The 25129-nt window shown below is 70.6% G+C and carries 26 protein-coding genes and 1 tRNA gene; 24 read left to right on the top strand and 3 right to left on the bottom strand.

What is annotated here, in order from left to right; genetic code table 11:
• Window positions 1–17 precede the first annotated feature (17 nt).
• The 22 genes from ABH928_RS14880 (at window position 18) to ABH928_RS14775 (ending at window position 16719) form a co-directional block, all read left to right on the top strand.
• Window positions 18–1706 (top strand): ParB/RepB/Spo0J family partition protein, encoded by a 1689-nt coding sequence (locus ABH928_RS14880; RefSeq protein ID WP_370066272.1) that lies wholly within the window; start codon window positions 18–20, stop codon window positions 1704–1706.
• Window positions 1707–1808: 102 nt separating this feature from the next.
• Window positions 1809–2360 (top strand): hypothetical protein, encoded by a 552-nt coding sequence (locus tag ABH928_RS14875; protein WP_370066270.1) that lies wholly within the window; start codon window positions 1809–1811, stop codon window positions 2358–2360.
• A complete protein-coding gene (locus tag ABH928_RS14870; RefSeq protein WP_370066268.1) occupies window positions 2357–3037 on the top strand; it encodes a hypothetical protein in 681 nt (226 codons plus the stop codon). The genes ABH928_RS14875 and ABH928_RS14870 overlap by 4 nt, the downstream gene beginning before the upstream one ends.
• 223 nt (window positions 3038–3260) lie before the next feature.
• A complete protein-coding gene (locus tag ABH928_RS14865; protein ID WP_370066266.1) occupies window positions 3261–3464 on the top strand; it encodes a hypothetical protein in 204 nt (67 codons plus the stop codon).
• Between the two features lie 2 nt (window positions 3465–3466).
• Window positions 3467–4153: a Fic/DOC family protein gene (locus tag ABH928_RS14860; protein ID WP_370066264.1), complete on the top strand. Its 687-nt coding sequence runs from the start codon at window positions 3467–3469 to the stop codon at window positions 4151–4153.
• Window positions 4154–4736: 583 nt separating this feature from the next.
• Entirely contained in the window at window positions 4737–5018 is a 282-nt protein-coding gene (locus ABH928_RS14855) for a hypothetical protein (protein ID WP_370066262.1), read from the top strand.
• Between the two features lie 16 nt (window positions 5019–5034).
• Window positions 5035–5526, top strand: a complete 492-nt coding sequence (gene ssb, locus ABH928_RS14850) for a single-stranded DNA-binding protein (protein ID WP_370066260.1) — start codon at window positions 5035–5037, stop codon at window positions 5524–5526.
• A gap of 67 nt (window positions 5527–5593) precedes the next feature.
• Entirely contained in the window at window positions 5594–5854 is a 261-nt protein-coding gene (locus ABH928_RS14845) for a hypothetical protein (RefSeq protein ID WP_370066258.1), read from the top strand.
• A 52-nt stretch (window positions 5855–5906) separates the two neighbouring features.
• Complete coding sequence (locus ABH928_RS14840) at window positions 5907–6821, top strand: hypothetical protein (protein WP_370066256.1); 915 nt, start codon at window positions 5907–5909, stop codon at window positions 6819–6821.
• 418 nt (window positions 6822–7239) lie between these two features.
• Window positions 7240–7662 carry a hypothetical protein gene (locus tag ABH928_RS14835; RefSeq protein WP_370066254.1) on the top strand — a complete coding sequence of 141 codons (423 nt, stop codon included), beginning with the start codon at window positions 7240–7242 and terminating at the stop codon, window positions 7660–7662.
• Between the two features lie 52 nt (window positions 7663–7714).
• On the top strand, window positions 7715–7993 hold the full coding sequence (locus ABH928_RS14830) for a hypothetical protein (RefSeq protein WP_370066252.1): 279 nt from the start codon (window positions 7715–7717) through the stop codon (window positions 7991–7993).
• A gap of 200 nt (window positions 7994–8193) precedes the next feature.
• Window positions 8194–8646: a hypothetical protein gene (locus tag ABH928_RS14825; RefSeq protein ID WP_370066250.1), complete on the top strand. Its 453-nt coding sequence runs from the start codon at window positions 8194–8196 to the stop codon at window positions 8644–8646.
• 64 nt (window positions 8647–8710) lie between these two features.
• Window positions 8711–9235, top strand: coding sequence for a hypothetical protein (locus ABH928_RS14820; protein WP_370066248.1), 525 nt, complete (start codon window positions 8711–8713; stop codon window positions 9233–9235).
• Window positions 9236–9356: 121 nt separating this feature from the next.
• A complete protein-coding gene (locus tag ABH928_RS14815) occupies window positions 9357–10505 on the top strand; it encodes a DUF932 domain-containing protein (RefSeq protein ID WP_370066246.1) in 1149 nt (382 codons plus the stop codon).
• 84 nt (window positions 10506–10589) lie between these two features.
• Window positions 10590–10844: a hypothetical protein gene (locus ABH928_RS14810; protein ID WP_370066244.1), complete on the top strand. Its 255-nt coding sequence runs from the start codon at window positions 10590–10592 to the stop codon at window positions 10842–10844.
• A 270-nt stretch (window positions 10845–11114) separates the two neighbouring features.
• Window positions 11115–11627, top strand: a complete 513-nt coding sequence (locus tag ABH928_RS14805; protein WP_370066242.1) for a hypothetical protein — start codon at window positions 11115–11117, stop codon at window positions 11625–11627.
• A 31-nt stretch (window positions 11628–11658) separates the two neighbouring features.
• Complete coding sequence (locus tag ABH928_RS14800; protein ID WP_370066240.1) at window positions 11659–12150, top strand: hypothetical protein; 492 nt, start codon at window positions 11659–11661, stop codon at window positions 12148–12150.
• 92 nt (window positions 12151–12242) lie between these two features.
• Window positions 12243–12722, top strand: a complete 480-nt coding sequence (locus ABH928_RS14795) for a hypothetical protein (RefSeq protein WP_370066238.1) — start codon at window positions 12243–12245, stop codon at window positions 12720–12722.
• An 83-nt stretch (window positions 12723–12805) separates the two neighbouring features.
• Window positions 12806–13804, top strand: a complete 999-nt coding sequence (locus ABH928_RS14790; RefSeq protein ID WP_370066236.1) for a DUF2637 domain-containing protein — start codon at window positions 12806–12808, stop codon at window positions 13802–13804.
• Window positions 13767–14615, top strand: a complete 849-nt coding sequence (locus ABH928_RS14785) for a phosphoadenosine phosphosulfate reductase family protein (protein WP_370066234.1) — start codon at window positions 13767–13769, stop codon at window positions 14613–14615. The genes ABH928_RS14790 and ABH928_RS14785 overlap by 38 nt, the downstream gene beginning before the upstream one ends.
• Complete coding sequence (locus ABH928_RS14780) at window positions 14612–15655, top strand: hypothetical protein (protein WP_370066232.1); 1044 nt, start codon at window positions 14612–14614, stop codon at window positions 15653–15655. Before ABH928_RS14785 ends, ABH928_RS14780 begins: the two co-directional genes overlap by 4 nt.
• 59 nt (window positions 15656–15714) lie before the next feature.
• Window positions 15715–16719, top strand: a complete 1005-nt coding sequence (locus ABH928_RS14775; protein WP_370066230.1) for a hypothetical protein — start codon at window positions 15715–15717, stop codon at window positions 16717–16719.
• A 102-nt stretch (window positions 16720–16821) separates the two neighbouring features.
• Here the strand turns inward: ABH928_RS14775 and ABH928_RS14770 are convergent, their stop codons facing one another.
• On the bottom strand, window positions 16822–17295 hold the full coding sequence (locus ABH928_RS14770; RefSeq protein WP_370066228.1) for a hypothetical protein: 474 nt from the start codon (window positions 17293–17295) through the stop codon (window positions 16822–16824).
• Window positions 17296–17610: 315 nt separating this feature from the next.
• On the opposite strand from ABH928_RS14770, the gene mobF reads away from it, so the two are divergent.
• Window positions 17611–22635 (top strand): MobF family relaxase, encoded by a 5025-nt coding sequence (gene mobF, locus ABH928_RS14765; RefSeq protein WP_370066226.1) that lies wholly within the window; start codon window positions 17611–17613, stop codon window positions 22633–22635.
• Between the two features lie 30 nt (window positions 22636–22665).
• Here the strand turns inward: mobF and ABH928_RS14760 are convergent, their stop codons facing one another.
• Both ABH928_RS14760 and ABH928_RS14755 read right to left on the bottom strand, forming a co-directional pair.
• Window positions 22666–22923, bottom strand: a complete 258-nt coding sequence (locus tag ABH928_RS14760) for a hypothetical protein (RefSeq protein ID WP_370066224.1) — start codon at window positions 22921–22923, stop codon at window positions 22666–22668.
• Window positions 22924–23486: 563 nt separating this feature from the next.
• Window positions 23487–23560: transfer RNA gene (locus ABH928_RS14755), tRNA-Thr, on the bottom strand.
• Between the two features lie 344 nt (window positions 23561–23904).
• On the opposite strand from ABH928_RS14755, the gene ABH928_RS14750 reads away from it, so the two are divergent.
• Entirely contained in the window at window positions 23905–25095 is a 1191-nt protein-coding gene (locus tag ABH928_RS14750) for a hypothetical protein (RefSeq protein ID WP_370066222.1), read from the top strand.
• Window positions 25096–25129 lie beyond the last annotated feature (34 nt).

The raw sequence follows: 25129 nt of genomic DNA, 5'->3' as shown, positions 1-25129 counted from the left end.
CACCTGTTGGAGGATTTGTGACCACCGTACTCGCCCCCATTGGGCTGCTGAACGACGAGGCTGACTCGCCGGAGCTGGCCGCCGCAGAGGTCGAACTGACCGCCGATGCCGCCGACCCGGCGCCGGTCGCGGCGAAGGTGCTGCTCGAAGACGTGGACCCGTCCGAGCTGATCTTCACCCGCAACGTCCGCAAGGCCGAACTGACCCCGGACTTCGTCGGTTCGATCAAGGAGAACGGTCTCTATCAGCCGATCATCGCCACCCCCCATGAGGATGGGATCGCGATCATCCTCGGCAACCGGCGAGCCAAGGGCTCGATCGAGGCCGGTCGGACCGTGGACGTCATAGTCCGCAACGACCTGACCGCCGAAGAGGCGCGGATCATCGCGCAGTTGGCCGAGAATATGCACCGCGAGGACATGCGCCAGAGCGAGATCGCCGACGCCTACGCACAGCTGTCCATCGAACTCGGACTCGACGCCGACCAGATCGCCACTCGGGTCGCCCAGGACCCGAAGAAGGTCCGGGCGTCGATCGCGCTGGCCGCGATGCCGAAGACGGCCCGGGTCGCTGTGGACAAGGGCGCGCTCACGCTGGAGGACGCCACGCTGCTGTCTGAGTTCGAGGGCGATCCCAAGGCGTACAAGCGGCTGCTCGGCACGATCGAGAAGGCCGGATCGCTGACCTGGGCGATTAAGGACGAGCGGCGGAAGGCGGCGCGGGCCGTGCTGCGGCAGGAGACCACACAGGCCCTCAAGGCCGCTGGCGTTCGGATGGTCGGCGAGCCGTACGGCTTCTCGTGGAAGTCATCGAAGGAGGTTGGCCTTGACCGCCTCGCTGATGGTGACGGCGTTGTCCTGAGCCCGGAGAATCACAAGGACTGCCCCGGGAACGCGGCGTTCTTCAACGAGCACCAGGACGGCGACCTCAAGGCGACGTTCCTCTGCCGCGACCCCCACCAGTACGGGCACCAGGTGCCCGCTTCCTACTCGTTCCTAAGCCCGGCGGAGGAGGCTGCCAAGGCGGCGGCGGAGCAGGGCGCCCGTGAGCGCCGGGAGGCGCTGGCCATCGCTGAGGAGGTCCGGCACGAGTACATCCAGGAACTTTGCCGCTCCAAGAAGGTGCCGAAGGGGATGACCCGGAAGCTGATCGCGATGCTCTTCACGCTGGGGGCAGACGAGGCGAGCCCCGAAGCGTTGTCGCTCCTCAAGGCACCGGGTGATGACGACCCACGTGCGAGGTACGGCCGGTTCGTCGGGCGGATGGCCGAGGCGCGCCTGCCCTTGGCGCTTCTCGCCACCGTCGCGGTCCGCGCGGAACGTGCTGTGCGCCAGGCGGCTTCCGGCTACGGAGACAAGTGGGCCGCCATCGAATGGTTCGAGTTCCTTATGGCTTACGGCTACGAGCTGCACGAACCCGAGGTCGAGCTGCTCGCCGGGCTCCGGGCGAAGATCGCCGAAGCCGAGGCGCGGGCAGCCGCGAAGGCAGCGGCCGAAGCTGAGGAGGACGAGGACCGGGACGAGGAGGACGCGCCCGAGCTGGCGGCCGACGACGACCAGGAGGACGAGGCGGACTCGCAGAGCAGGCACTTGGAGATCGTCATGGACGACGAGCCGGATGACCTGGACAGCGAGGACGCGGGGGAGGCGGAGGAGATCGACTGGGAAGCCCGCTTCCCGGAGATCAACGAGCTGATCGCGGCCTAACCCTAGGGGAGGGGCGATCCCTCCCTGACAACTGCCGGGGGTGCCCGATGGCACCGGACACCCCCGGCCCTGCTGACCACACCACCAGCGCCGGAGGCCCGCATGCACCTGTACCTCGCCACCACCGACCACCGACCGCCCATCGTGCGGACTGACCTCGCCGTCCACCTCGCTGGCCGCCACGAGGCGCACGCGGTGCTGATCGCCCGGACGATCCTGCTGACCATGCCGTCTGCCCGCATCCGCCTTGCTCACCCACAGCCCGCCTACGAGGCGTACACGGCGTGGGCAGCCGCCGCCGACCGAGCCGCCGCACTGTTCGCCGGGGTCCGCTCCGGCACCGTCCCCGAACCCGAAGGACAGATCTCCGGGCACCTGCGCCTTGACGCTCCGGTCCGCCCGGCAGTCGTGGAGACGCTGCACGAGAAGATCAGCCCGACCCGCGTGCCGCAGCTGCGCGTCAGCTTCGGTGGCCTGCTGACTGTCGTCACCGACATGGACGCCTACACCAGCCAGCTCACCCTCTGGACCACCGCCTACCGGCACGCCGCGCGGCACTGGAACAACCTGCCCACCATCGAGCAGCTGGCCGCCGGAGCTCTGCCCAGCTTCGAGGACACCGAGGCCCCGGCGCTCACCCAGGCGGCGGCGTGAGCAACTCCCGGCCGACGGGCCCGCAGTACGTCACCCTGGCCACCGAAGGCGGCTACCGGATGCACGCCACCATCACCCTGGACTGGGAGCAGGGAGCCGCGCTGTACCGCATCGCGGAGCTGGGCGGCACCATCACGGTGGGGTGGCAGCCAGGCCACTACTTCCTGAACTGCTGCGCCGGTGACGCCATCGAGATCACTTACGGCAAGCCCGACCGGAGCCCGTTCACGCACCACTTCGAGGACGCGCCGACCGTCTACGGCGTCCTGCTCGCCGACAGGGCGCACTTCCACGCCGACACGATGAGTCCGACCAATCACCGGTGGCTGGTTGTCCGGCGGGAGATCGGCGGCCACTACAGCCCGAGCGCCCCGGAGGGCACCCAGCGCAGGACCGCCGCCATCGTTCACGCGATCACTCGGCACATGCTCTCCCGCCCGTGGGCGGCCGAACTGCGCCGGGCCCACGACGAGCAGCACGCCCCCGCCCGGCACCGCCACCACCAGCAGGCCATCCGCGAGCTGGAGGAGGAGGCGGCCAAGCTCCAGGAGAAGGTGAACCAGGAGCGGGAGCGGGCAGCAGTCCAGGCCGCCGTGATCGAGGAGGCTGCCACCGGCGCGGGCCGCGTGACAGCGCTGCCCGCACCGGTGGCTGAGCGCCAGCCGCTCGCCGCCTGAACCGGCCGCCTGAACCGGCCGCCCGGACCGGGCGGCCGGACCGGGCGGCCGGCATCGCGGGGGAGGGGGCATCGAGCCCCCTCCCCCGCGACCGCCGACCGGGGCCGGCCACCTGCCGCGCCCGTTCCGACCGCCTCACTCCAGCACCACGTGCTCACCACCGCAGGGCACGTACGCTGATCAGAGCCCCGCGCCGCCCGGCGCGAACCAAGGAGCAACGCCGATGCAAGACCGCACCACTCCGGAGAGCCGCCGCCGCGCCCTCTCATCCGCCATTGGCTCCGTCAGGGCCGAGGGACTCACCCCCAGCGCGGACTACCTCGCCGATGCCGAGGACTATGCCGCTGGCCGGATCTCCGCTGACGAGCTGGTGGAGCGCGCCGAGGCTCGCCACCGCGCCCCGGGCACCGAGCAACCGGCCCCCTGACCATGGCTGACCCGTACGCCGACCCGGACAGCGGTGTCCTGCGCAACAAGCTCGGCATCACCGACCCCCAGGCCCTCGCTGCCGCCGAAGCCGACATCACCGCCGCCCGCCTCACCCGGCTCGCCGAGAACCCGATCCCCGGCGCCTACGACCTGGCACACCTCCAGGCGTTCCACCGGGAGGTCTTCGGCAGCATCTACCCGTGGGCCGGACAGATCCGCAGCATCGAGATCGCCAAGGGCAACACGCAGTTCTGTCTCGTCCGGATGATCCCCGACTTCGCGAACGACACCTTCGGCCGACTCGCCCGCCGCCAGGACCACCTCCGCGGGCTCGACCGGGACGCCTTCCTCACCGGCCTGGCCGACCTCCACGGCGACGTCAACGCGCTGCACCCGTTCAGGGAGGGCAACGGGCGAACTCAGCGAGCCTTCCTCGCCCAGTTCGCGGCCGACGCCGGGCACCCGATCGACTGGACCCGGCTCGACCCTGAGCGCAACACGCTTGCGTCCGTCGCCTCCTTCAACGGCAACAACGGCCCACTGCGCGCCATGCTCGCCGACCTCACCGCCGAACAGCCGGCCCCGAGAAACAGCCCGGCCACCAGGACCACGGTCCAGAGCCCGGCACCACTGATCCAGCCCCCGCAGCCGGTCCAGCCGTCCAACCACCCGACCATCCGCCGCTGACCCCGGAAACGGCGGCGGCCGGTGGACACCCCCGCGAACGGGTTGGCACGGTCCACCGGCCAGAGACCACAGCACCCCCGCGAACGCGGTGGAGCATGCGGACCTCCAGCGTAGGGCACCGGCCGGAGCGCCACGGCGCTCGACGGCGAACTGGCCGGGCGGCTGGCTAACCTCCGGTGGTGGTGGCCGCCGCCGGGGGCGGCGGGGATTCGGGCGCGCCTTCGGCGCGGCTGCATTCTTCTGCCGGGCGCCCCGCTGCGCGGTTCCCCCGGCCCCCCTGCGCGGCCCAGTGTCCGGAGCCGGCCGCCCGCTTCAAGGGCGCTCCCTTCGGTCGCGTGGCACGCCACCGGCCTTCGGCCGGCCCTTGACCCGGACGCCCTCTTTGCCCCGGACCCCAGGCAGCTATCGGGGGGACGGGGGAGGTGCGCCCATGAATCTGAAGGTCCGTCATCTGTCTGACCCGTGCGGTGGACTCCGCCTTTGAGCTTGACCAAAAACCCCTATTGAGATACTATTGTTCTTGTTGGGAGGGGATGGCACCCCCGATCAGCGGACTGAGACCACGGCACACCGAAGGGCGGACATGAACCCGCGCTACATCGCGTACTTCACCAACCCGCTCTGCGGCAGCAGCGACCCCGAGGGCGTCACGTCGATCCGCCAGGCTGCGGACCGGCTGCGAACCCGGGGGCGCGATCCCTACAGCGGCTGCACCGAGCAGTCCTGGGCCGACCTCTACGTGATCACCGACGAGCAGATGCTCGCCGACGCGGAAGAGATGGCCGGTGTGGGAGTGCCGTTCGGCAGCGGTCCGGATATCCGGATCACCCTAGGCCCGCGCGGCGGCGCCCGTATCGAACGCTAAGAGGAGCAGCGACACCATGGCAGGCGAGACCAAGATCACCCTTATCGGTAACCTCGCGGACAACCCGACCCTCAAGTACACCGACGGCGGCGCGGCGGTGGTCAACTTCACCGTCATCGCGAACGAAAAGACGTACGACAGCACCGCCCGCGCCTGGCGGGACGGCGACTCGCTGTCCATGCCGTGCGTCGCCTGGCGGCAGTACGCCGAGAACATCGCAGCATCCCTGACCAAGGGCACCCGCGTGGTCGTCACCGGCGCACTCAAGCAGCGCTCCCACCAGCCAGCCGACGGGCCCCGCCGCTACTACACCGAGCTGCTGATCGACGAGGTCGGCCCGGCCCTGCGCTTCGCCACGGCCGAGGTCGCCAAGGCCGGAAGCCGTCCGGTCCAGCAGCAGGCCGCGCCCACCCAGGCCGCACCCGGCGCGTTCGGTGCGACGTGGCCGCCCGCTCCGACCAACCCGCCCACCGTCGGCGCTTGGCCGGCCCCGGCCGTGGCGGGATGATCACCCGAGCCGGGCGGCCTCGACCCGCCCGGCCCGCCCGAACCTTGCCGACGAAAGGCCCAACCCCGTGAGCAACACCCCGCCCAAGACCGGGCTGACCACCACCATCAACACGATCCAGCGCGGCCTGTTCGCCGCCGTGCTCGCCCTTACGGCCACGGGCGCCGTCAGCAACCAGCTTCTGCTCACCCTCGCACTGCTCGCCGTCGTCGGTGGCCTCCTGTGGCTCCAGACGGTGACCCTGCGTTTGCCGAAGCTGATCAACGAGGCCGCTGAGCAGCGCGGCATCCCGCCCATCCTGCCCAGCGCCCCCACCGCCCGGCGATGACCGACCCGAGCCGGCCGGGCCGCCGTGGCCCGGTCGGCCATCCGGAGAACCCTTGATCACCACCCGCACCGCAACCCGCCTGCTGCTGCGCTATGACATCGAGTACGGGGAGAACGGCCTCACGTACTTCACGGTCCGCGCCCCGCACGTCATCGGCACCATCACCCTGCACCCCGAAGCCGCGCCCGGCGAAGCCGACGACCCTGACGCCTACACCCGTCTACGGTTCACCTCCGGCCGCTACGACCCGGACGAGAGCCCCAGCAGCTACACGGACCGGCTAGCCGTCTACAACTCGTGGATCTACGGCGGCATCACGCTGCCCCCGCTCGGCGCGACCGGTCCCCGCGATCCCTGGGAGCAACTCCACCGCAGCCCCTACGAACTGGCCACCGAGTCCGCGCGCTCGCGCATGCGGGACATCGGGGAGAAGATCATCACCGAGTACCGGCTGGACCGCCAGCGGTACGCCCAGCACTCCCGCTACCTGCGATCCATCGCCGACCACCAACTGTCCAGGGTCACCCGGGAAGCCGACGACCTACGGCCCGCCGTCCACCGCCTGTCCGTGCTGGAGACCCGCATCAACCGCTGGACCCGAGTCCGGGCACCCGAGGCCAACTCGACCACCACCGTGGATGTCGGCGGCTACCTCGCCGACTGGCTCGGCGGACGGCTCGCTGGACACCAACCGCTCACCCCCGGCGGCCAGGAGGTCTACCGAGCCTGGACGGCCGCCCGCCGACTCGGTGACCCGGCAGCGGTGTTCCAGCCCCGTCGGATCATCCTGCCCACCGCCGCCGCGCTCGCCGCCTTCGCCGACTACCTCACCGAGGCGGCCCGGGAAGCGCCCAGCCGCGCCGCCCGCGCCAATGCCCGGTGCCGACTGCGCCGGATCGCCGCCACGCACCCGGCGCTCACCGTGGACATCCCCGACCGCGAGGAAGAGACCGCACCCGCCGCGTGACCTCACCACCACCACCGCCGGATCAGTCCCCCGGCGGCGGGGATTCGGGCGCGCCTTCGGCGCGGCTGCATTCTTCTGCCGGGCGCCCCGCTGCGCGGTTCCCCCGGCCCCCCTGCGCGGCCCAGTGTCCGGAGCCGGCCGCCCGCTTCAAGGGCGCTCCCTTCGGTCGCGTGGCACGCCACCGGCCTTCGGCCGGCCCTTGACCCGGACGCCCTCTTTGCCCCGGACCCCAGGCAGCTATCGGGGGGACGGGGGAGGTGCGCCCATGAATCTGAAGGTCCGTCATCTGTCTGACCCGTGCGGTGGACTCTGCCTTCGAGCTTGACCAAAAACCCCTATTGAGATAAACTGATGTCATCAGGTCAACGGGAGGGCAACCCGAAGACCGACCCACGAACCTCGCATCGAGAGGCAGAGCATGACCGAGTTGCACAGCACGAACGTCGAACCCGGGGCCTGGTCCTGGGGGGTGATGCCTGAGCAGAACAGGCATGCCAGGGGCCACGAGTTCTACCCGCCGTTCGCCGACCTCGCGAAGATCCCCGAGCTGTACGCCACCGACGGCCAGGAGTTCGCGGGGAAGGTCTGCCACATCCACTACTTCACCGGCGGATCGGACTGGTACATAGCCGAACTCGACCCGTCCAGCGGCCTGGCGTTCGGCTGGGCGCGGGTCAACTACCTCACGGGCGAATGGGGTTACATCCACCTGGTCGAGCTAGAAGAGCTCTACCTCACCCCCGCCGCCCGGCCCGGCCACCTGGCCGTGCCCATCCTGGTTGAGCGGGACCTCGACTTCGCCCCGACCCGCGCGGCCGACATCCCCGCCATTGCCTCGTAGTCCAGCCCCGCCCTGATCCGCTCACCCGGTCGAGTAAACGAGGAACCCGCCCGTGCCCACTCTCCTTCCCGAGCGCACCGCCGACGATGCAGCGGACTCCGCGCTGGTCGCCGTCCGCGCCTACATCTCCGCCAACCCCGGCACCTACCAGGGTGAACCCGCCGACCCGGAAAGTGTGTCCGTGATCATCCGCGACATGATCACCTCGCTGCTCCACCTGGCCGACGCCACCGGAGTCCCGGGGGATCGCGAAGAGCTTGCCCGCATGGCCTACTGCCGGTACCGCGAGGAAGCCGCCTACGAGCGACTTGCCGGATTCGACTCCCCCTGAGACCGGTCCCCCGGCGGTGGCGGTGGCCGCCGCCGGGGGAGGTGCGCCCACGAATCTGGCGGTCCGTCAGCTATTTGGCTCGAGCGTGCATTCTGCTCTCAGGCTTGACCAAAAACCCTTAATGAGATAGTATTTTTCTTGTTGGTCGGGGAGGGCAAGCCCCGGCCGGCGCCCACGAGGAACCGACCGAAAGGCGTCACGTGACCACGACTCTCGACCTGCCGCGTCTCCAGGAGATCAACAGCGCCAAGCGCGCCGAGTGCGGCCACAGCGACGGGTCCGGCTGTGCCTGGTGCTGGCTCACCCCCGAGGCGATCGCCGGACTTCCCTTCGCCGAGCGCCTGGCCGTTGCCGTCGATCTCGACCACCGGCTCACCGAACTCGGCATCCCTCGCGCCCCCCGCACGCTCGTGATCGTCCACGGTGCCCGGACCTACGCCGTCCAGGTCATGTGCAAGGAACTCGGCACGTGGGAGCTGCGCATCCCCGCGCCCGGCGAGGAGTACACCCTGTATCGCGGGGCGATCTATGCGGAGCCCGCCGAGCAGGTCCGTGACGAGAAGGTGCCGACGTGGACCCGGGGCGGCGACGACCTCGCCGCCGTCGCCCGCAGCTTCGCGGGCCTGCTCTGGGCCGCTGGCCTCCGTCGCTGATTCGCCGCCCGGCCCGGTGGGCCACTGGGCCGGGCCCGCCTCCCTTGCATCCGAAGGAAGACCCATGAAGATCATCGACGTTCAGCATGACCTCACTGTGGCCCGCCCGGCCCGCTCCCGGGAAGTTCTCGCCGTCCTGTCCGACATCGGCGCGCAGTTCGACGCCGCCGCCGCCGTGGTCCGGGAAGTCGCTCCGCAGGAGTGGGCAGCACTGCCGCCAGTTCCACCTCTGGCTGTCGCCGACTGGGAGCAGGCGTGCCGCGCGCTTGTCGCCCTCGACACCTTCCTGGCGGACGCTCAGGCCAAGGTCGGCGCCGTGCTCGCGAGCGGCAGTCTCACCCCTCAGTGGCAGTTGCGCTGGTCGTTCGTCGGTGCGCTCCACACCATCGGCGTTGCCTGGCGTGACGCCTATCTGCCAGGCGCGCACTACGTGATCAGCCCCGACCTGCCGATCCGGCCGGGCCTGTGCGCCGCCGCCGCGTGGGGGTCGAGCGGCGCGGCGAACTCCGCCCGCGCCCGCCGCTGGGCGGTAGCGGTCACCGTGCAGAACTTCCGCGCGATGTCGGCGACGACGGAGGCGACGGGCTAACGCTCGCATGCCCAATGAATTGACGCAAAACCCTTATTGAGATAGTATTGTTCTTGTTGGACGGGGAGGGCAACCCCAGCCGACACCCACGAAGACGAACCCGTGCGAAGGGACCTCACACATGACCATCTCCCTGGCCAGGACCTCCACCCGCAACGCCAACCTGCGCGAGATCGTGGACATTCTCCGCGAGCAGCACCCACGCAAGACCGACGTCATCGCCCCGGCGCAGAGCATCCACGCCGAGGGCGGCCGACTGATCATCGACGGTGCCGATCACGAGATCACCCCGGATGGTGTCACCAGCAAGGCCGGAGAGTTCCGACTCACCGACGTGTGTGAGTCGGGGGTGGCCGAGAAGCTGGGCATCCCGGTGGGTTACCTGCGCAAGACCAGGCTCGAAGCCCCGGAGCTGTGGGACGCGAACGTCAACGGGTGGCTCACGCACGAGAGCCGCGAGGCCAAGAGCTACATGATCCGCACGCTTCGGCCCGGCCAGGACGAGGACACCGGCACCGCCCGCGCGTTCCTGTCCAACGGCTACCGGATCATCGATAACCTGGACATCCTGACCGCCGCGCTCGAAGGTGTGGCCGCCGCCGGGGTCGATGTCCGGTTGGACAGCTCCGACCTCACTGACCGGAAGATGTATGTCCGCGTCGTGGCGCCCCAGGTCAACGCCTACGCTCCCGAACTGCTGCGCAACTACCGCTCCCCGTTCTCCGGGGCGCTCGGCAGTGACAACCCCACAGTCTTCGCAGGGTTCGAGATCTCCAACTCGGAGACGGGGTGCGGGGCGTTCACGATCGTGCCCCGGCTGGTCGTCCAGGTCTGCGACAACGGGATGACGATCACGGCGGACGCGATGAAGTCCGTGCACGTCGGCGGACGCCAGAACGACGGGGTGATCCGGTGGAGCGACAACACCCAGGCCCGCACGCTCGATCTGGTCACCTCCCAGACCGCCGACGCCGTCAAGACATTCCTTGATCACGACTACGTCGTCCGGCAACTGCGGGCCATCCAAGAGACGGCCGGGGCCCGGATCACGGACCCCGAGAAGACGATCACCACCGTCAGCCAGCGCCTCCGGTTCACCGAGGAGCGCCGGGCCGACATCTTCGCCCACTTCATCCAGGGCGCGGACCTGTCCGCCGGTGGCGTCCTCCACGCGGTCACCTCCGTCGCCCAGACCCTCCCCGACGCCGACGAGGCCCACGAACTCGAATCGCTCGGCATCCGCGCCATGGAGCTGGCCGCCTCCCTCTGACCGCCCCGCCGCCCGGCCCACCGTGGCCGGGCGGCCCGGCACGGACCAGCCGCCGCAGCCCAGCGCGAACCGGGAGATCCCACCATGAACGCCATCGCTGACCGCCTGCGCGATCTCGTCGCCGAAGTCACCACCTTCGAAGAGGACTGGGAAGACAAGCTGCACGCGGCCCTGCCCACCTACGACCCGGACCGCGAGGGCTTCCCCGTCGAGCCGCAGGACGAAGTCCGCTACTTCGAGTTGTGCGACGACCGCGCAGCCGAGGCCCGCGACCAGCTCCAGCGGACGACCATCGGCATCGAGAGGGTCATCGTCGAACTCACGCCGCAGCCGTTCTGACCAGCCCGCCTACCGAACCACCGGCCGCCCGGCACGAAGCTGGGCGGCCCCGGCCGGGAGCGCCGAGCTGCGGGGATCGACCCCGCACCACGGCCCAACCCCGTCCGCTGCTCTCCCACCGCAGCACCAGCCCGCCGCACCGCCCGCCGGCCCCTGCCGCCCGCAGCCGGGCGGCCCCAGCCGCGGGGATCGACCCCGCACCACGGCCCAACCCCGCGCGGCACTCCCTGCTGCCCACCTTCACCTTCCAGCACCACCCAGGAGAACCACGTGCCCACCCTGCCCCACACCGGGCTCCAAACCCCCGACCAGCCCCGCTACGAGGTCACTATCTGCCGGACGCTGGAGTTGCTCCGCGGAACCCCGTTCCAGGCCAACATCAGCCACGGCCGTCGCAAGATCGGCACCGCCGAGAACTACGGCGACGGAGGCAGCACGGAGTTCGTGCCCCACGGCAGCTTCACCGCTGCCGAGTTCGCCAGCTTCGCCGACGCCTGCCGCTTCGAGGGCGAGCCTGTCGGTCTGTCGCTGCTGCTCGACCTGCTGGTCGAGGAGTTCAACATCACCCGCTCGCTTCGGGCCCAGGAGCGCCACGGCCGCACGATGCTCCGCGAGGTCACCCCGGCCGGCACCACCATCACCGGAACCGCCGTGATGCCCGCCACCCTCACCGACCGCCGCCGACTGCGCGAAGCCCTCGGACAGCCGCTCACCCCGGACGCCGAGACCCAGTTCTGGAACGGCAGCCACTGGGAGGACCTGGCAAGCGCCTCCGAGTCCTGATCCACCCCCGCATCATTCGCAGGAGACACCAGTGCCCACCCCCGCCACCCTCACCACCACACTCCGCCTGCCCGGCGAGGAGAACCCCGTTACCGTCACCACCCCGGCTCAGCTCGGGGCGCAGGCCAAGCACACCAAGGTCGTGCAGTTCGCCTTGGGCCTGTCCCGGACCACCGGCCCCGGCCGCATGGTGAAGATCGGGCCCGACCCCCGCCGTGTCCCGATGCCCAGCAAGACCCGGTGCAAGGGCAAGGGCTGGCAGCGCTGGACCGAGAAAGATGGCCGAGTCCGCTACGGCGTCGCCAGCGAGGCCCCGCCGTCCGAGGCCGGAGCCGGGTGGAGCGCGCACGGGGCCCGAGTGGTCGTCCCCGCCGATGGCGGACCCCTGTTCGTCATCTTCCGCACCGACCCCGGCAACAGCTCCGACTGGGCCCGCGAAGGCGACGGCGTGAAAATGCGCCCCGCTCTCTTCCAGGAATGCCGCCACGGCCCGCTCGTCGGCAGCACTGACCTGGCGGCCTGACCCGCCCCGGTGCGGCCCGGACACACCTCCGGACCGCGCCGAGGCCGGCCAGACCGCCAGGCCCCACCCCGAGCACCGCAGGAGACAGCAGCATGCCCAACTACATCGTCGCCATCGACGTCATCAACGTGCACGTGGTGCCCGTACTCGCGCCCACCCGCGAGGCAGCCCAGGCCGAGGCCGAACGCATCGTCGCGGGCGACGGGAAGACCTGGTACGACCACACCGAGCCCCTGGTGGTCGGCGACGCCCACACCCAGGCCGAGTGGGACGCCGAGCAGGAAGCCCTCAGCCGCACGGGCACCAGCGGCATGCCGGGACCGCTCCGGGCCCTCCAGCCAAAGGACACCATCCCTGCGGCCAGGTTCACCGCGCCCCGCACCGACCACCACGCCGACGGCACCTCGTGCCCGCCTGACCACCGGCACACCAGCAGCGGCAAGCCCCTCGTCATCGGCTGCGGCGGGCGTGCCTACTCCAAGGCCGTGTGCACCTGCGGGTGGTCGATCCAGTGCCCCGGCAAGGGCTACGTGGACGAGGAACGCCGCCGACACCTGCGCACCGCTCACTGACACCAGGCCCCGACCGATGAACAGGCGCGGCCCGGAGGGCAACCGGGCTGCGACATCCCACGAAGCCGAGAGACCAACACCACGTGACCCCCGTCCACACCGGCACCACGGCGGCCCGCGACGGCGCACCCGTGCAGCCCCTGCCTCACCGGCTCCAGTTCCCGCGCGACGCCGACGCACCCACCGCGGACATCGTCGTCGGCATCCTTGGCGTCTGCGCGTTCGCGGTGAGCTTCAAGCACGTCGTTCAGACCGCCGACCGCGCCGGCCAGACCGGGTGGGTGGCGTACGCCATCGCCGTGTCGGTCGAGCTGATGGCCATCGGTGCAGTCTCCGAACTGCGCCGCAGGAAGCTGCGCGGGCACCCCGCCCGCTGGCCCCGCGGCGTCCTGGTCCTCGGCGTCGTCATGAGCCTGGCCGCCAACCTCGCCGTCGCCCAGTCCACACCCTGGGGATACGTGATGGCCGCTTGGCCGGCCGTCGCGTTTCTGGCCGCCGCTGGAATCATCGAGTCCCGCCCAGCCGACCGGCCGACCGCGGCAGCGCCGTCCGAACCCGCGGACCCGCCCGCCGAGACCGACGAGGGGGCCGACGCCGACGTCACCGACGAGGACCCTGCGGCCACCGCGGAGCAGTCCCCGGCACAACAGGTCGAGCAGCCCCAGGAGCAGGAGCCCGCCGAAGCGGACACCGGGCCCGGCCCCGACGACCAGCCCAACCCGCCGCAGCCGCCCCGGCAACGGCCGACCCGGCTGCGCGTCATGACCGACCTGTTGACCGCGATGCGCGCCGATCCGCACTGGCGACCGGACTACGACGAGCTGACCCGTACGACCGGCTATGGCCGGTCGTGGTGCGAGAAGCGCGTAGCCGAAGCCCGCACGCTCCACCAGGGCCGTCCGGAGCCCGTTGTCACCGAGGAGCCTGCTGCCCGTACGGCTGCGCCGCAGCCCCTCAGCCCGATCCGTACGCCCCGGGACGCTGACGACCGGCCCGTACCACCCACCTCGCAGCCCGCACCGAACCCGTACGAGGAACCCGCGCGTGAGCACCATCCTCCACATACCGCCGCAACTGCGTGACGCTGACGCCTACGTGCTGAACAACAGCGCGGGCAAGGACAGCGCCGCCATGCTCCACCTGTGGGCCACCACCGCCACAGAGGAGATGCTGGAACGTACCGTCGTACTCCATCTGGACCTCGGAGCCGCCGAGTGGGACGGAGTGCCAGCCCTCGCAGCGGAACAGGCCGCCGCGTACGGACTCCCCTTCGAGGTCCGGCGCCGCGAACGTGGCGGCCTGCTCGACCTGGTCCGAGCCCGCGGCCTCTGGCCCGGACCCGGCACTCCCTACTGCCGTTCCTACTTGAAGCGCGACGTGGCCAGGAAGTTCTACACCGAGCTGACCGCCCGCCTTGGCGTCACCGGCCGGCCCGCCCACCTCGTCACCGGGCTCGGTCTGCGCGCCGCCGAGAGCACCGTCCGGGCCCGCCGCCCCGCCGTCGCCCTGGACCGCGGGGCCAGCTCCGGCCGACGCCAGGTCACCACCTGGCTGCCCATCCACCAACTCAGCACCGATGACGTGTGGAAGACCGTACGGGCCAGCGGCATCCCGCCGCACCCGGCCTACCAGCACGTACCCCGCCTGTCCTGCAAGCTGTGCCCGTTCGCCGGTCGCAGCGCCCTCATCGCCTCCGCACGGCAGAACCCGGACACCGCACTCGACTACGCCCTGGTCGAGGACGAGATCGGACAGCCCTTCCGCCGCGACCTCTCGATGACGCAGATCATCGAAGCCGCCGAGCGTACGGACGCCAACCCCGTACGGCCCCTGCGCCCGTGCGGAGCCGCTCCCCGTACGCTCCCGCACCGTACGGAGGGCTGCGCCGCATGATCCGCACCGACCCCGTACCCGCCGACGCCGAACTGCCAATCGTTCTCAGTTACGGAATGGGCCTGGACAGTGCAGCAATCCTGACCCGGTGGCTCACCGAGCCGGCGACCCGCACCTTCCCGCTCGACCGGCTGACCGTGCTCACCGCGATGACCGGAGACGAGCCGGACGTCACCCGCAGGCTCACCGAGGACCACCTGCTGCCGCTGCTGCGCGACACCGGCACGCGCTTCGTGCAGATCGGCCGCAGCAGCCAGCAGGGCGGCTGCACCGTGCTGGACGACTCGCGCAGTCCGCGCAGGCTGATCATGCGAGGGCCGTGGCGGCTCTCAGACGAACTGCGCGCCAGCGGCACCGTCCCGCAGATCGCGGCCAAACGCAGGCTGTGCAGCTGGCGAGCGAAAGGCCAGGTGCTCGACGGGTGGCTGGCCGACGAGTTCAGCGGCCAGCCCTTCCGGCACGCCGTTGGCTTCGCCGCGGAGGAACTGCGCCGGGCCGCCCGCGACGAAGGCTTCACCGCCATCGGCCGCCGCCCCGAGTACCCGCTGATCGACGACTGGGGGTGGGACCGCCACCGGTGCGGCCAGTACCTTCTCGACCGCTTCGGTGAACCATGGTCGCGTTCCGCCTGCGGCTACTGCCCCTTCTCAGCGGGCCACCGCGGCCGGGCCGAGCTGATCGAGCGGTGGCGCACGGAGCCGGCCATTGGCGCCCAGGCGCTCGCCCTGGAGTACACCGCCATGGCCCTCAACCCGCGCTCGAAGCTCTACGGGACCGTCGCCGCCCAGGACCTCGCCCGCACCCACGGGCTGACCGACGTCCTCGCCGAGTTCCAGCAGCACCTTCAGCGGCAACAGTGGAGCGTCTACGAGGTACGCCGCATCCTTCACCCCCGCCGCGACGACCCCGCAGCCACGGAAGACGGGGGCCAGCAGCACGGCCGAAGCCGTGCCGACCTCGCGGATCGGCTGGGCAAGCTGCTGGCCCCCTCCCACGAAGACCGATCTCGAAAGACCGGCTACCTCGCGCAGGTAGATTAGTTCATGCCGGAACGGGGAGGCCGTCACTCCTGCCGGCCTCACCCGAAGGAGACCAGCTGATGGCCCCCGCCCCGACGCTCGCCGAGCGGTTGGCCGCTGCCCCGTCCGACAGTCTCAGCGTCGCCGACATCGTCAGCGCGACCGGCCTGTCCGAGTCCACTGTTCGCCGCCTCACCAAGGACCCGCAGTGGCCGGGGTCCGCCGTCCCCGACGACCAGGGTGAGCAGCGGTTCCCGCGTGAAGCCTGCGCCGAGTGGATGCGCGCCAACCAGGCCACGCGGATCAACGTGGAGGAGCTGCCGGGGGCCGACGGCGACCGCGTCACCATCACCGAGATCGCGCACCGCACCGGCACCAATCGCGGTTCCATCAGCCCGCTGCCCGCCCTCTACAGGGACAGCAACGACCCGTTTCCGGCCGCCGACGCCCTTGGCACGTACAACTGGGGCGCGGTCAAGGCTTGGCTGAGCCGGCGGTCCGGCCGCACAGGCCCCCGCGGCAGCACGGAAGCCCCGGTCCGGGCTGGCGCGCCGACCGCCACGCCGGTGCTCAACGTGCTCACCACCGCCATGATCGAACGGCTCACCGGCCGGGGCAAGGAAGCCGTCAAGACTCTGGTCCGCCGCCCCGAGGTCGCCGACCTCAGCAGCGGCAAGGTCGGCCGCTCGCGGGTGTGGCCCGCAGCCGCTTTGCTGCCGGTGCTCTGGCGACTCGGCTACCTGCCGGAGTCGGGCCCGCTCACCGCCGAGCAGACCGCCGTCCTGGTCGAACTCGGCTACCTGCCCGCCAAGGGGAAGCCGAGCCCCGAGCAGGCAGCCGTGCTGCTCGAATTCGGCTACGACCCCAAGGGCACCGTCGAACACCGCGCGTGGTTGGCCGGACCCCCGCGAACGGCCACCGAACTGGCCGCCCACTACGGCGTCACCCTCAGCGCGATCAGCCAGCGGATCAGCCGCGCGCAGAAGGCCGGCCAAGCTGTCCCGCACCCGATCGAGACCGAGGACGGCAGGCGCTACGACCCGAAGGTGTTCGACGCCTTCTGGAACCCCCCGGCTGCCCAGTAACACCCCCAACACGACGACGGCGCTGCCGACCATCACGGTCGGCAGCGCCGTCGTCGTTCCACTGCGCCCGAGCGCTGCCCATCAGCACCGGGCACCTTCCGCTCACCCCTTCGTCGCTTCGCCCGGCCCGGTGCCGCCGGAGCCGGCCACCGCGCCCACCGGCTCCGCAGCACCGGGCACCACTTCCGGCGCAGCCGCCGCGGCGCTTCGCTCGTCAGCCTGCGGCTTCCTGCCGCCAGCCACCTCCGCGAGGACCGCCCTAACCTCCGCCAGCGTCAGCCCCGTCAGCTCCGCGATCTGATCACGCGGCTCGCCCAGATCCTGGAGCCTCACGACGGCCAGCTTCGCCAGCCGTTCTGGCTCCTTCGCCGCTGCCTCCGCGTCCGCCACGACCTTCGCCGCCCGAGCGCTCGCGCTCTCCCTCAGCTGATCCGCCCTCCCCGTCTGCTCGTAGAAGTCGGTCAGTGCCGACTCCACCTGCCGCTCGCGCCGGAGACGCTCCGCGTCCCGCGCTGCCTTCGCCTGCTGCGCCGCCCGAGCCGCACTGGCCCGCGACGCCGAAATTCGTCCGCTCATGCCTGAACCATAACCGCAAAACCCCAGGTGACAAACCCCCTGGATTCCCTCTCGATAAACGCTGATAAGCATCGAGAACTCTCGATAGGAAAGCCGAGGCGCGCATCACAAAAACCGCTGCTGACCTGCTCTGACCTGCCAATCTGCCAGCAAATGAAAGCCATCCAGACACCTCTTGCAGATAATCTGAGTATGGTCCGCTGCGCGGGGCTAAAGTGCTCACATGACATTTGATGAGGCAGGTGAATCGGCGGCTCGAATAGCCGTCGCACCCACCCTCGTCCGGAATCGGAAAAGCTGGGGGTGGTCGCGTTGATGACCATCCACAAGCTCACCTCCGGTACCGGCTACACCTACCTGACGCGCCAGGTCGCGGGCGGCGACGTACAGCGTCAGCGGGGACAGTCAGCAGCGGAGTACTACACCCAGAAGGGCAACCCGCCGGGCATCTGGCTCGGGCGGGGTGCGCCCCTGCTCGGACTCGACGGCGCCACCGTCACCGAGGAGCAGATGAAGCTGCTGTACGGCCTGGGACAGCACCCCGAGGCCGAGCGGATCATCGCCGAGCACCTGGCCGCCAACGTGCGCGCCGACATGGACGACGAGCAGCTCAAGGCCGTTCGCGCCGCCGCGATCAAGACCGCGACCCTCGGCCGCGCCTTCCCCGAGTACAAGGCACTCGACCCCTTCGCCGAGCGTGTCGAGAAGCGCCTGGCCGTCATCGAGAAGCAGGCCCGCCGCGAGCCCACCCGGGCCGAGATCAAGAAGATCCAGCGCGAGGAGTCCACCCGCCAGCGGGCCGCCGTCGCCGGCTTCGACGCCGTCTTCGCACCCGTGAAGTCCGCCGCCGTGCTGTGGGCGCTGGACGAGCGCGAGGAAGTGCGCGCCGCTGTGCGCGAGGCCCACGAGGCCGCCCGGGACGCCGCGTTCGCGTTGCTCGAAGAGCACGCCGCGTTCACCCGTACTGGCAGCACTGGACAGGCCCAGATCGAGACCAAGGGCCTGATCGCGGTGGCCTTCGACCACTTCGACTCGCGGGCCGGCGACCCCAACCTCCACACCCACGTCGCCATCTCCAACAAGATCCAGGGCATCGACGGGAAGTGGCGCTCGCTGGACGCCCGCGCCCTCTACGCCATGACCGTGGCGGCCTCCGAGTTCTACAACTCCCGCTTTGAGACCGAGCTGTCCGCGCGCCTGGGCGTCACCTTCGAGGCCCGCGAGGACGCCGTCACCAAGCGGCAGCCGGTGCGCGAGATCGTCGGCATCCCGGTCGAGGCGATCACCCACTTCTCCTCCCGCCGGACCGAGATCGAAGCCCGCTACGAGCAGCTGCTGCGCGAGTACCGCCGCGACCACGGGCACGACCCCTCCCGGGGGATGACCCACCAGCTCGCCCGCCAGGCCAACCTCGATACCCGCGAGGGCAAGAAGGCCGCCCGATCCCTTCAGGAGATGCGCGCCGACTGGACCCAGACCGTCACCGCCGCCCACGGCGAGGACATCATCGAGCGCGTCATGGCGGCCGTTCCCGCCGCCGGAAGTGCTGCCACTACCATTGAGGACGGCGAGCAGGAACCGGTCGAGATCCCGACCCTGGCCGCTGCCGTGATCACCGCCGTCGCTGAAGAGCGGGCCGTGTGGACGGTGTGGAACCTGCGCGCCCACGCCGAGCGCCTGGCCCGCTCCGAGCACCCCACCACCGACACCGCCGAGCACCAGGCCCTGGTCGAGGCGATCGTCACCGAAGCCGTCTCCCCGGTCCACAGCATCCGCGTGGACGCCCCCGCGCTGCTGACCGAGCCCGAGGAACTGCGGCGCTCCAACGGCGACAGCGTGTTCGTCCAGCACGCCTCCGCCCGCTACACCAGCCGCGACATCATCGCCGCCGAGACCCGGCTCGTCACCGCCGCCACCACCCCCACCACCAGCGGCCTGAACGCAGGCTTCGTCGGCGCCGCGCTCGACGGCTTCGAGGCCCGCAACCGCGCCCTGGACGACGGCCAGCGGGCCCTGGTCACCGCGTTCGCCACCGACCACCGCCTGCTCGCCGTCGGCCTCGGCCCCGCGGGCTCCGGCAAGACCACCGCGATGCAGGCGTACGTCCACGTCGCCGCCCAGGCCGGCCAGCGCGTCGTCCCGCTCGCCACCTCCGCCGCAGCCGCCGCTGTCCTCGCCGCCGACCTCAAGCAGCCCGCCGAGAACCTCCACAAGTTCCTCTGGGAGTACACCGGCGGCAAGCACGCAGGCGCCTTGAGCACCGGCCAGAACGTGCCCTCCCACCGGGCCTCATTCGCCCTTAACCCCGGCGACGTCATCCTGGTGGACGAGGCCGGCATGGCGGGCACCTTCAACCTGGACAACCTCACGCGCATCGCCGCCCACCGCGGCGCGACCGTGCGCCTGCTCGGCGACTACCGCCAACTCGCCTCCGTCGAATCCGGCGGCGCACTGCGCCTGATCGCCGCCGAAGCCGGCGCCGTCGAACTCACCCAGCTCCACCGGTTCAGCAACAAGGCCGAAGCGAACGCCACGCTCAAGATCCGCGTCGGCAACAACGCCGGACTCGACTTCTACCTCGCCAACAACCGGGTCGTCGCCGGCTCCCGCACCGCCATGATCGAAGCCGCCTACGACGGTTGGAAGACCGACATGCTCGCAGGCCGCACCACCCTGATCAGCGCCGCCGCCGGCGCCGACGTCACCGCCCTGTCCGCCCGCGCCCGCGACGAGCGCGTGGCCGCCAGCCAGGTCGAAGCCGACGGAGTCCTGCTGCGCGACGGCAACCGCGCCGGCCGGGGCGACTGGATCGTCACCCGCGACAACAACCGCAAGATCACCACCAACCGAGGGCGCGACTTCGTCAAGAACGGCGACGCCTGGCAGGTCCTCAAGCGCCACGAGGACGGCTCACTCAAGGTCCGCCACATGGGCCACCGCGGACGCCTCAGCCTGCCCGCCGAGTACGTCGCCGCCCACGTCCAGCTGCTCTACGCCTCCACCGTCATGCGCTCCCAGGGCTCCACTGTGGACACCGCCCACCCGCTGGTCACCGAGGACATGACCCGCGAGGACCTGTACGTCCAGCTGACCCGCGCCCGCCACAAGACCACCATCTACACCACCACCCACGACCTGCTGCCGTTCGACAACGACGACCAGCTCGACCAGACCAAGCACGACCCCGACACCTTCGCCGCCCGCGAGGTGCTGGAGCGCGTACTGAACCGCGAGGGCGCCCAGCTCTCCGCCACCGACACCATCCGCAACGCCCAGGAAGACGCCGTCTCCCTGGCCACGCTCGCGCCCCGCCACCAGCACGCCACCGAGACCCTCACCACCCCGTACTACCAGCAGCTCGTCCACCGACTCCTCGGCCCCGCCCTCGCCGAGCAGGTCACCACCGACGACGCCTTCACCGCCGTCGCCCGCGCCCTGCGAGGCGCCGAAGCCGACGGCTGGCAGCCCGAGCGCCTCATCGCCGCAGCCACCTGGCGCGGCGACCTCACCGGCGCCGACTCCCCGGCCCAGGCCCTCGCCTGGCGCCTGAACACCATCACCGAAGACCGCCCCGCCCCGGCACACCTCAACGCCCCCACTACCGCCGACACCACCCGCTACGCCGCGCTTGTCGCGGCGCTCACCAACCTGCCCGCCCACCGGTTCGACCCCGAGAGCGCGACCGCCGAACCGGCCGCCCTGCGCATCGCGCCCGCAGCCGCCCAGGCCCCCGACGCGCACCCGCATGTCCCCGCGGACACCCTCAACCGCTACGCCACCGCCGCCGCCACTGCGCTCAGCACCACCACCGACAAGGTCACCGCCCACCCGCAGTGGCCCCACCTCGCCGGCGCCCTAGCCGCCGCCGAACGCACCGGCCACGACACCACCGCCCTGCTCACCACCGCCGCCACCCAGGCCACCAATGCCAGCGACCCGGTCACCGCCCTGACCCGCGCCGCCCGCACCACCCTGGCCACCGACGGCACCCCAGAAGCCCACCAGAACACCCCCGAAGCCCTTCGCCACCAGGCCCTCGCCGCCGACATCCTCGGCGACGAACACGCCACCCGCGCCCGCAACGAGAACACCTGGCCCGCCCTCACCGCCGCCCTGCGCCGCGCCGAGACCGCCGGCCACGAACCCGCCGCTCTGCTGCGCCAGGTGGCTGAGAGCCGCCCGCTCACCGGCGCCGACAGTCTCAGCCAGGTCCTCGCCTGGCGCATCGGCCGCCACCTCGCCAACAACGCCCCGGCGACCACCGCCCAGCAGAGCGACCGCACCGAGACCGAGCTGTGGCGCACCCTCGCCTGGACGCTGAAGACCATCGAGAACACCGGCACCACCGCGGAGACCGCCCTCTCCGAGGTGACCGGCCGCACTGCGCTGCCCGAACTGCTCCAGCGCGCCCAGCAGCAGGCGCTCGCCCACACCCGCGCCGCCTCCGGGAGGGCCGACCTCCCGGCCTGGATCAGCGCTGTGCCGCGCTCCACCGCGGCCAACCCGGTCCACCACGAGTACCTCACCGACAGCGCCGCGCTGATCGCCAACCGCTTCACGGTGCTCGCCGAACGCGCGGTGGAGAACCGCCCGGAGTGGAGCCAGACCCTCGGCGAAGCCCCGCAGGACCCCACCCAGCGTGCCCACTGGCAGCAGCAGCTCGCGGTCGTCGCCGCCTACCGCGACCAGTACAAGGTCACCGACGACAACGCCGCCCAGCCCGCCGGCCCATACATCGAGGAAGGGCGCACCGGTCACCACGCCTACTGGCAGGCCACCGCAGCCGCCATCGCCGCCCGCCGCATCGTCGCCGCGCCGACCGCCCCGGTGGCCACCACCGCGGACTCCGACCAGCAGGCCCGCCGCCAGCTCGCCGCCGACGTCTACCGCGCCCTGCCCGAGGCAGACCAGGCCGAGATCCTGCACACCGTCGCCACCCGGACCGGCGCCACCTGGCTCGCCAGCCTCCCGCGCCTGGACGACGCCGCGCTTGCCCAGCAGCACGTTGCCGAGCAGGTCGGCACGGTGCTCGCCGAGCGCCGCCTGCTCACCAGCGAGGCCACCCAGCCCCAGCAGCCGCAGGCCGAGGAAGGGCACCAGCCGAGCCTCGCCGAGCGCCGCCGAGCCGGTCGCCAGGCCGAGCGCCAGGCCCACCGCGAACAGCTCCAGCAGCGCGGCGGACAACCCGCCCGCGCCACCCGGTCTGCGCCGACGCGCCGGGTCGAACCCGCCGAGCAGCGCCAGAACCACGCTCCGTCCCAGCGCCCTGCTGCTCCGCAGGCGCAAGTTCAGCAGCCGCAGCAGGTCCGCCAGGACCAGCGGGGCCCGCGCATCCGCTGAGCTGCTGGGGGCTTATGGCTGGCAGTTGCGTCACATCCGCTTCAGCGCCCTTTCGCATTCCCGGCACCGCCGGTCCTCCAGCTCCGCCGGGTACCACGGCTGCCCGTAGCCGGCCCGGTAGTGCGAGTGCACCAAGGGATCGGTGGAAATCCCGCAGAGCGTTGCAGGCAACGGGTCCTCCGGCACGTCAGGATCGCTCGCAGCGGCGTGGACCGACCGGACGAAGGCGGGGTCCGGTTCATCAGGGAGGAATCCCTCAAGGACTTCCAGCAGCACCAGCACACCCATACCTCGACGGTGCGCTCAGTGCCTGGACTGCGCACGCTGAGACGGTCAGGGTGCTCAGGAGGATGATTTGTCCACCTGCCACGCAATCACCCACGGGTACAGACGTCGGGCAACCTTTTCGGCAGCGCCCGTCAGAGTGGTGCTCGATCCGGCAGGACGTTCTCGGCTGTTCACACCGCGACGGCGTGTGAGGACTCGATACTCGTTTTCGCCGTGCTGCTCGATCCACCCGTCGCCACGCCGACTCTTCCCTCGCCGGTGGAGGTACACCGCCCACTCCCGCTCCACCCGAGACGGCACTCCGGCGGCGATGGTGATCACGTTCCCGTGCTCGACTCTCGTCATGACCGGGATGATCGCAGACCCGTGTGTACCTGTCGGCGGAGGGAGTCAGGTCAGTCCAGCGCCGCCGAGCCAGCCACCACCGGTTCGGCCTCTGCTCGTCGCAGGTCGACCGAGATCATCGAGGCCCGCGGCTTCGGCGGACGGCTCGCTGTGGTCTGGGACGCGGTGCTGAGCAAACAGAGAAGGTCCCGACCCGTTGGGGTCGGGACCTTCTGCTGAGCCCCCGATCGGATTCGAACCGATGACCCCCTGTTTACAAGACAGGTGCTCTGGCCAACTGAGCTACAAGGGCGGGCCGTGATGGCACACACCGTACTGTATCGCGTCGGCCCCGCCGAGATCCGTGTATTCAGTCCGCCGGTGAGCTCCAGCCTTCGCCCCCGCAGGTCGGTACCGGTCACCAACCTGGCAACCGCACTCCCGCCTCGCTGCGATGGGTCAGCGAACGTCGGTTCGGCGGCCCAACCTATCGCCTCAGCGACCCCGGAGCCGGTCACATCGGCTCACGGTCGTGCCAGCGTGCGAGGCCCGCCAGTCATGGCATCGCCCCTGATCTGCTCATACAGGCTGCTTCGCCTCGGGTCGGCAGGGGCCTGGAATCATCGGCTGCACACACAGGGAAACCAGGGGGGTGCGATGGGAATCACGTTCAGGCTCAGGCAAGAAGAGGCATCGATTCATCGCAAGATCGTGGCGCAGAGCCAGCAACTCCAGGAGCTCACCGATGCCGAGAGGGTCGCTGTCACGGGGGCATTGCTGAACGCCGGCTCACGCACCGCAGTGCATCAGAGAAGCTTCGTCTACGGCGGGGAGATGTCCATCGCCGCCCTTCTCTTCGCGGTGGCTGCGACTCCGGTGATGATCTCGTCGCCGCAGCCGGGCTCCACCGTTGATGTGCTGAGTTGGTCGGCCTTCAGCATGGGCGCGACTGCGTGCGCTCTTCTTGTCTCGCGCAGCTTCGGCAAGCTCGCAACCCTGAAGATCATTCGCTGGCCCCAGCTGTTTGCCCACTTCCTCGGTCGAGGCTATGCGTTGCTGATCCCCGTCGCAGTCGTCGGGATGATGCTCGTCGCACACCACGCACCCGGAGTGACGAGGCAGACCGGTAGCAGCGATCTGGCCAGGTTCTGCGTGATCGACATCGCCATCGGCCTGGCCGCGCTGACGACCGCCGTTGAGTGGCTGCGCTACCGGGGACTCCGCCGCGCTCAGCCTCAGCAGCCACTGGATACGTTGATGTTGGAGCTCCATTCCGTCGCTGCCCGTCTGGGGCAAGCACGACGGACCGGAGAATGGACGAATGCAAGTTCCCGCTCCATCCTCAGCAGCCTTGAAGCTCTGGCCTGGACGGCCGAGTACTACCCGCCTCTCGCGGTTCGGCTGCCCCTGGCGGATGCGGGCACGCGGGCGGTGGCCCGGCAGGAAGGAGCCAAATTGGCTGCTGTGATCCGGATGCACAAAGGGCCTGTGCTGACCGCGTCGGGTGCCGCTCAATTGGACACCACGGAGGCGTCACTGTGCCGTGCGCTGGTCGCTTGGTCGGGCGGTGACTGGGCTGCTCTCACCGAGCACGCCCCGGAGGTGGCTGTTCCGCGCCGATGGTTCCGCCTCTGGCAACGACTTTGGCCGGCCACTGTCCTGGCCGTCTTCGCCTTCACGTTGCCTCTGATCGATGCGCTCAATGTGAACCAGGTCGGCTCAAGCATCAGGATTAGTCTGCTGGTGGCAGCGGCGTTGTCCGTGGTCACCGGCGGCGTGCCGATCGCGGACAAAGTGCAGAGTGCGGTCGACAAATCGCTCGCGTGGCGGGCCTCCGGGGGAAAGTGACTGTAGAGCCGTGCAGTAGTTCGGGCGACAGCGG

Source organism: Streptacidiphilus sp. MAP5-3 (genome assembly GCF_041262505.1).
Taxonomy (GTDB): domain Bacteria; phylum Actinomycetota; class Actinomycetes; order Streptomycetales; family Streptomycetaceae; genus Streptacidiphilus.
The sequence above is the reverse complement of the archived record's forward strand: the minus strand, read 5'-3'. Positions and strand labels throughout refer to the sequence as shown.

Bases quoted from the DNA above. Each gene is read 5' to 3' on its own strand.
- ABH928_RS14875 (WP_370066270.1), top strand. From the start codon at position 1,809: ATGCACCTGTACCTCGCCACCACCGACCACCGACCGCCCATCGTGCGG.
- ABH928_RS14865 (WP_370066266.1), top strand. From the start codon at position 3,261: ATGCAAGACCGCACCACTCCGGAGAGCCGCCGCCGCGCCCTCTCATCC.
- ABH928_RS14860 (WP_370066264.1), top strand. From the start codon at position 3,467: ATGGCTGACCCGTACGCCGACCCGGACAGCGGTGTCCTGCGCAACAAG.
- ABH928_RS14855 (WP_370066262.1), top strand. From the start codon at position 4,737: ATGAACCCGCGCTACATCGCGTACTTCACCAACCCGCTCTGCGGCAGC.
- ssb (WP_370066260.1), top strand. From the start codon at position 5,035: ATGGCAGGCGAGACCAAGATCACCCTTATCGGTAACCTCGCGGACAAC.
- ABH928_RS14835 (WP_370066254.1), top strand. From the start codon at position 7,240: ATGACCGAGTTGCACAGCACGAACGTCGAACCCGGGGCCTGGTCCTGG.
- ABH928_RS14820 (WP_370066248.1), top strand. From the start codon at position 8,711: ATGAAGATCATCGACGTTCAGCATGACCTCACTGTGGCCCGCCCGGCC.
- ABH928_RS14815 (WP_370066246.1), top strand. From the start codon at position 9,357: ATGACCATCTCCCTGGCCAGGACCTCCACCCGCAACGCCAACCTGCGC.
- ABH928_RS14810 (WP_370066244.1), top strand. From the start codon at position 10,590: ATGAACGCCATCGCTGACCGCCTGCGCGATCTCGTCGCCGAAGTCACC.
- ABH928_RS14795 (WP_370066238.1), top strand. From the start codon at position 12,243: ATGCCCAACTACATCGTCGCCATCGACGTCATCAACGTGCACGTGGTG.
- ABH928_RS14780 (WP_370066232.1), top strand. From the start codon at position 14,612: ATGATCCGCACCGACCCCGTACCCGCCGACGCCGAACTGCCAATCGTT.
- ABH928_RS14775 (WP_370066230.1), top strand. From the start codon at position 15,715: ATGGCCCCCGCCCCGACGCTCGCCGAGCGGTTGGCCGCTGCCCCGTCC.
- ABH928_RS14770 (WP_370066228.1), bottom strand. From the start codon at position 17,295: ATGAGCGGACGAATTTCGGCGTCGCGGGCCAGTGCGGCTCGGGCGGCG.
- mobF (WP_370066226.1), top strand. From the start codon at position 17,611: ATGACCATCCACAAGCTCACCTCCGGTACCGGCTACACCTACCTGACG.
- ABH928_RS14760 (WP_370066224.1), bottom strand. From the start codon at position 22,923: ATGGGTGTGCTGGTGCTGCTGGAAGTCCTTGAGGGATTCCTCCCTGAT.
- ABH928_RS14750 (WP_370066222.1), top strand. From the start codon at position 23,905: ATGGGAATCACGTTCAGGCTCAGGCAAGAAGAGGCATCGATTCATCGC.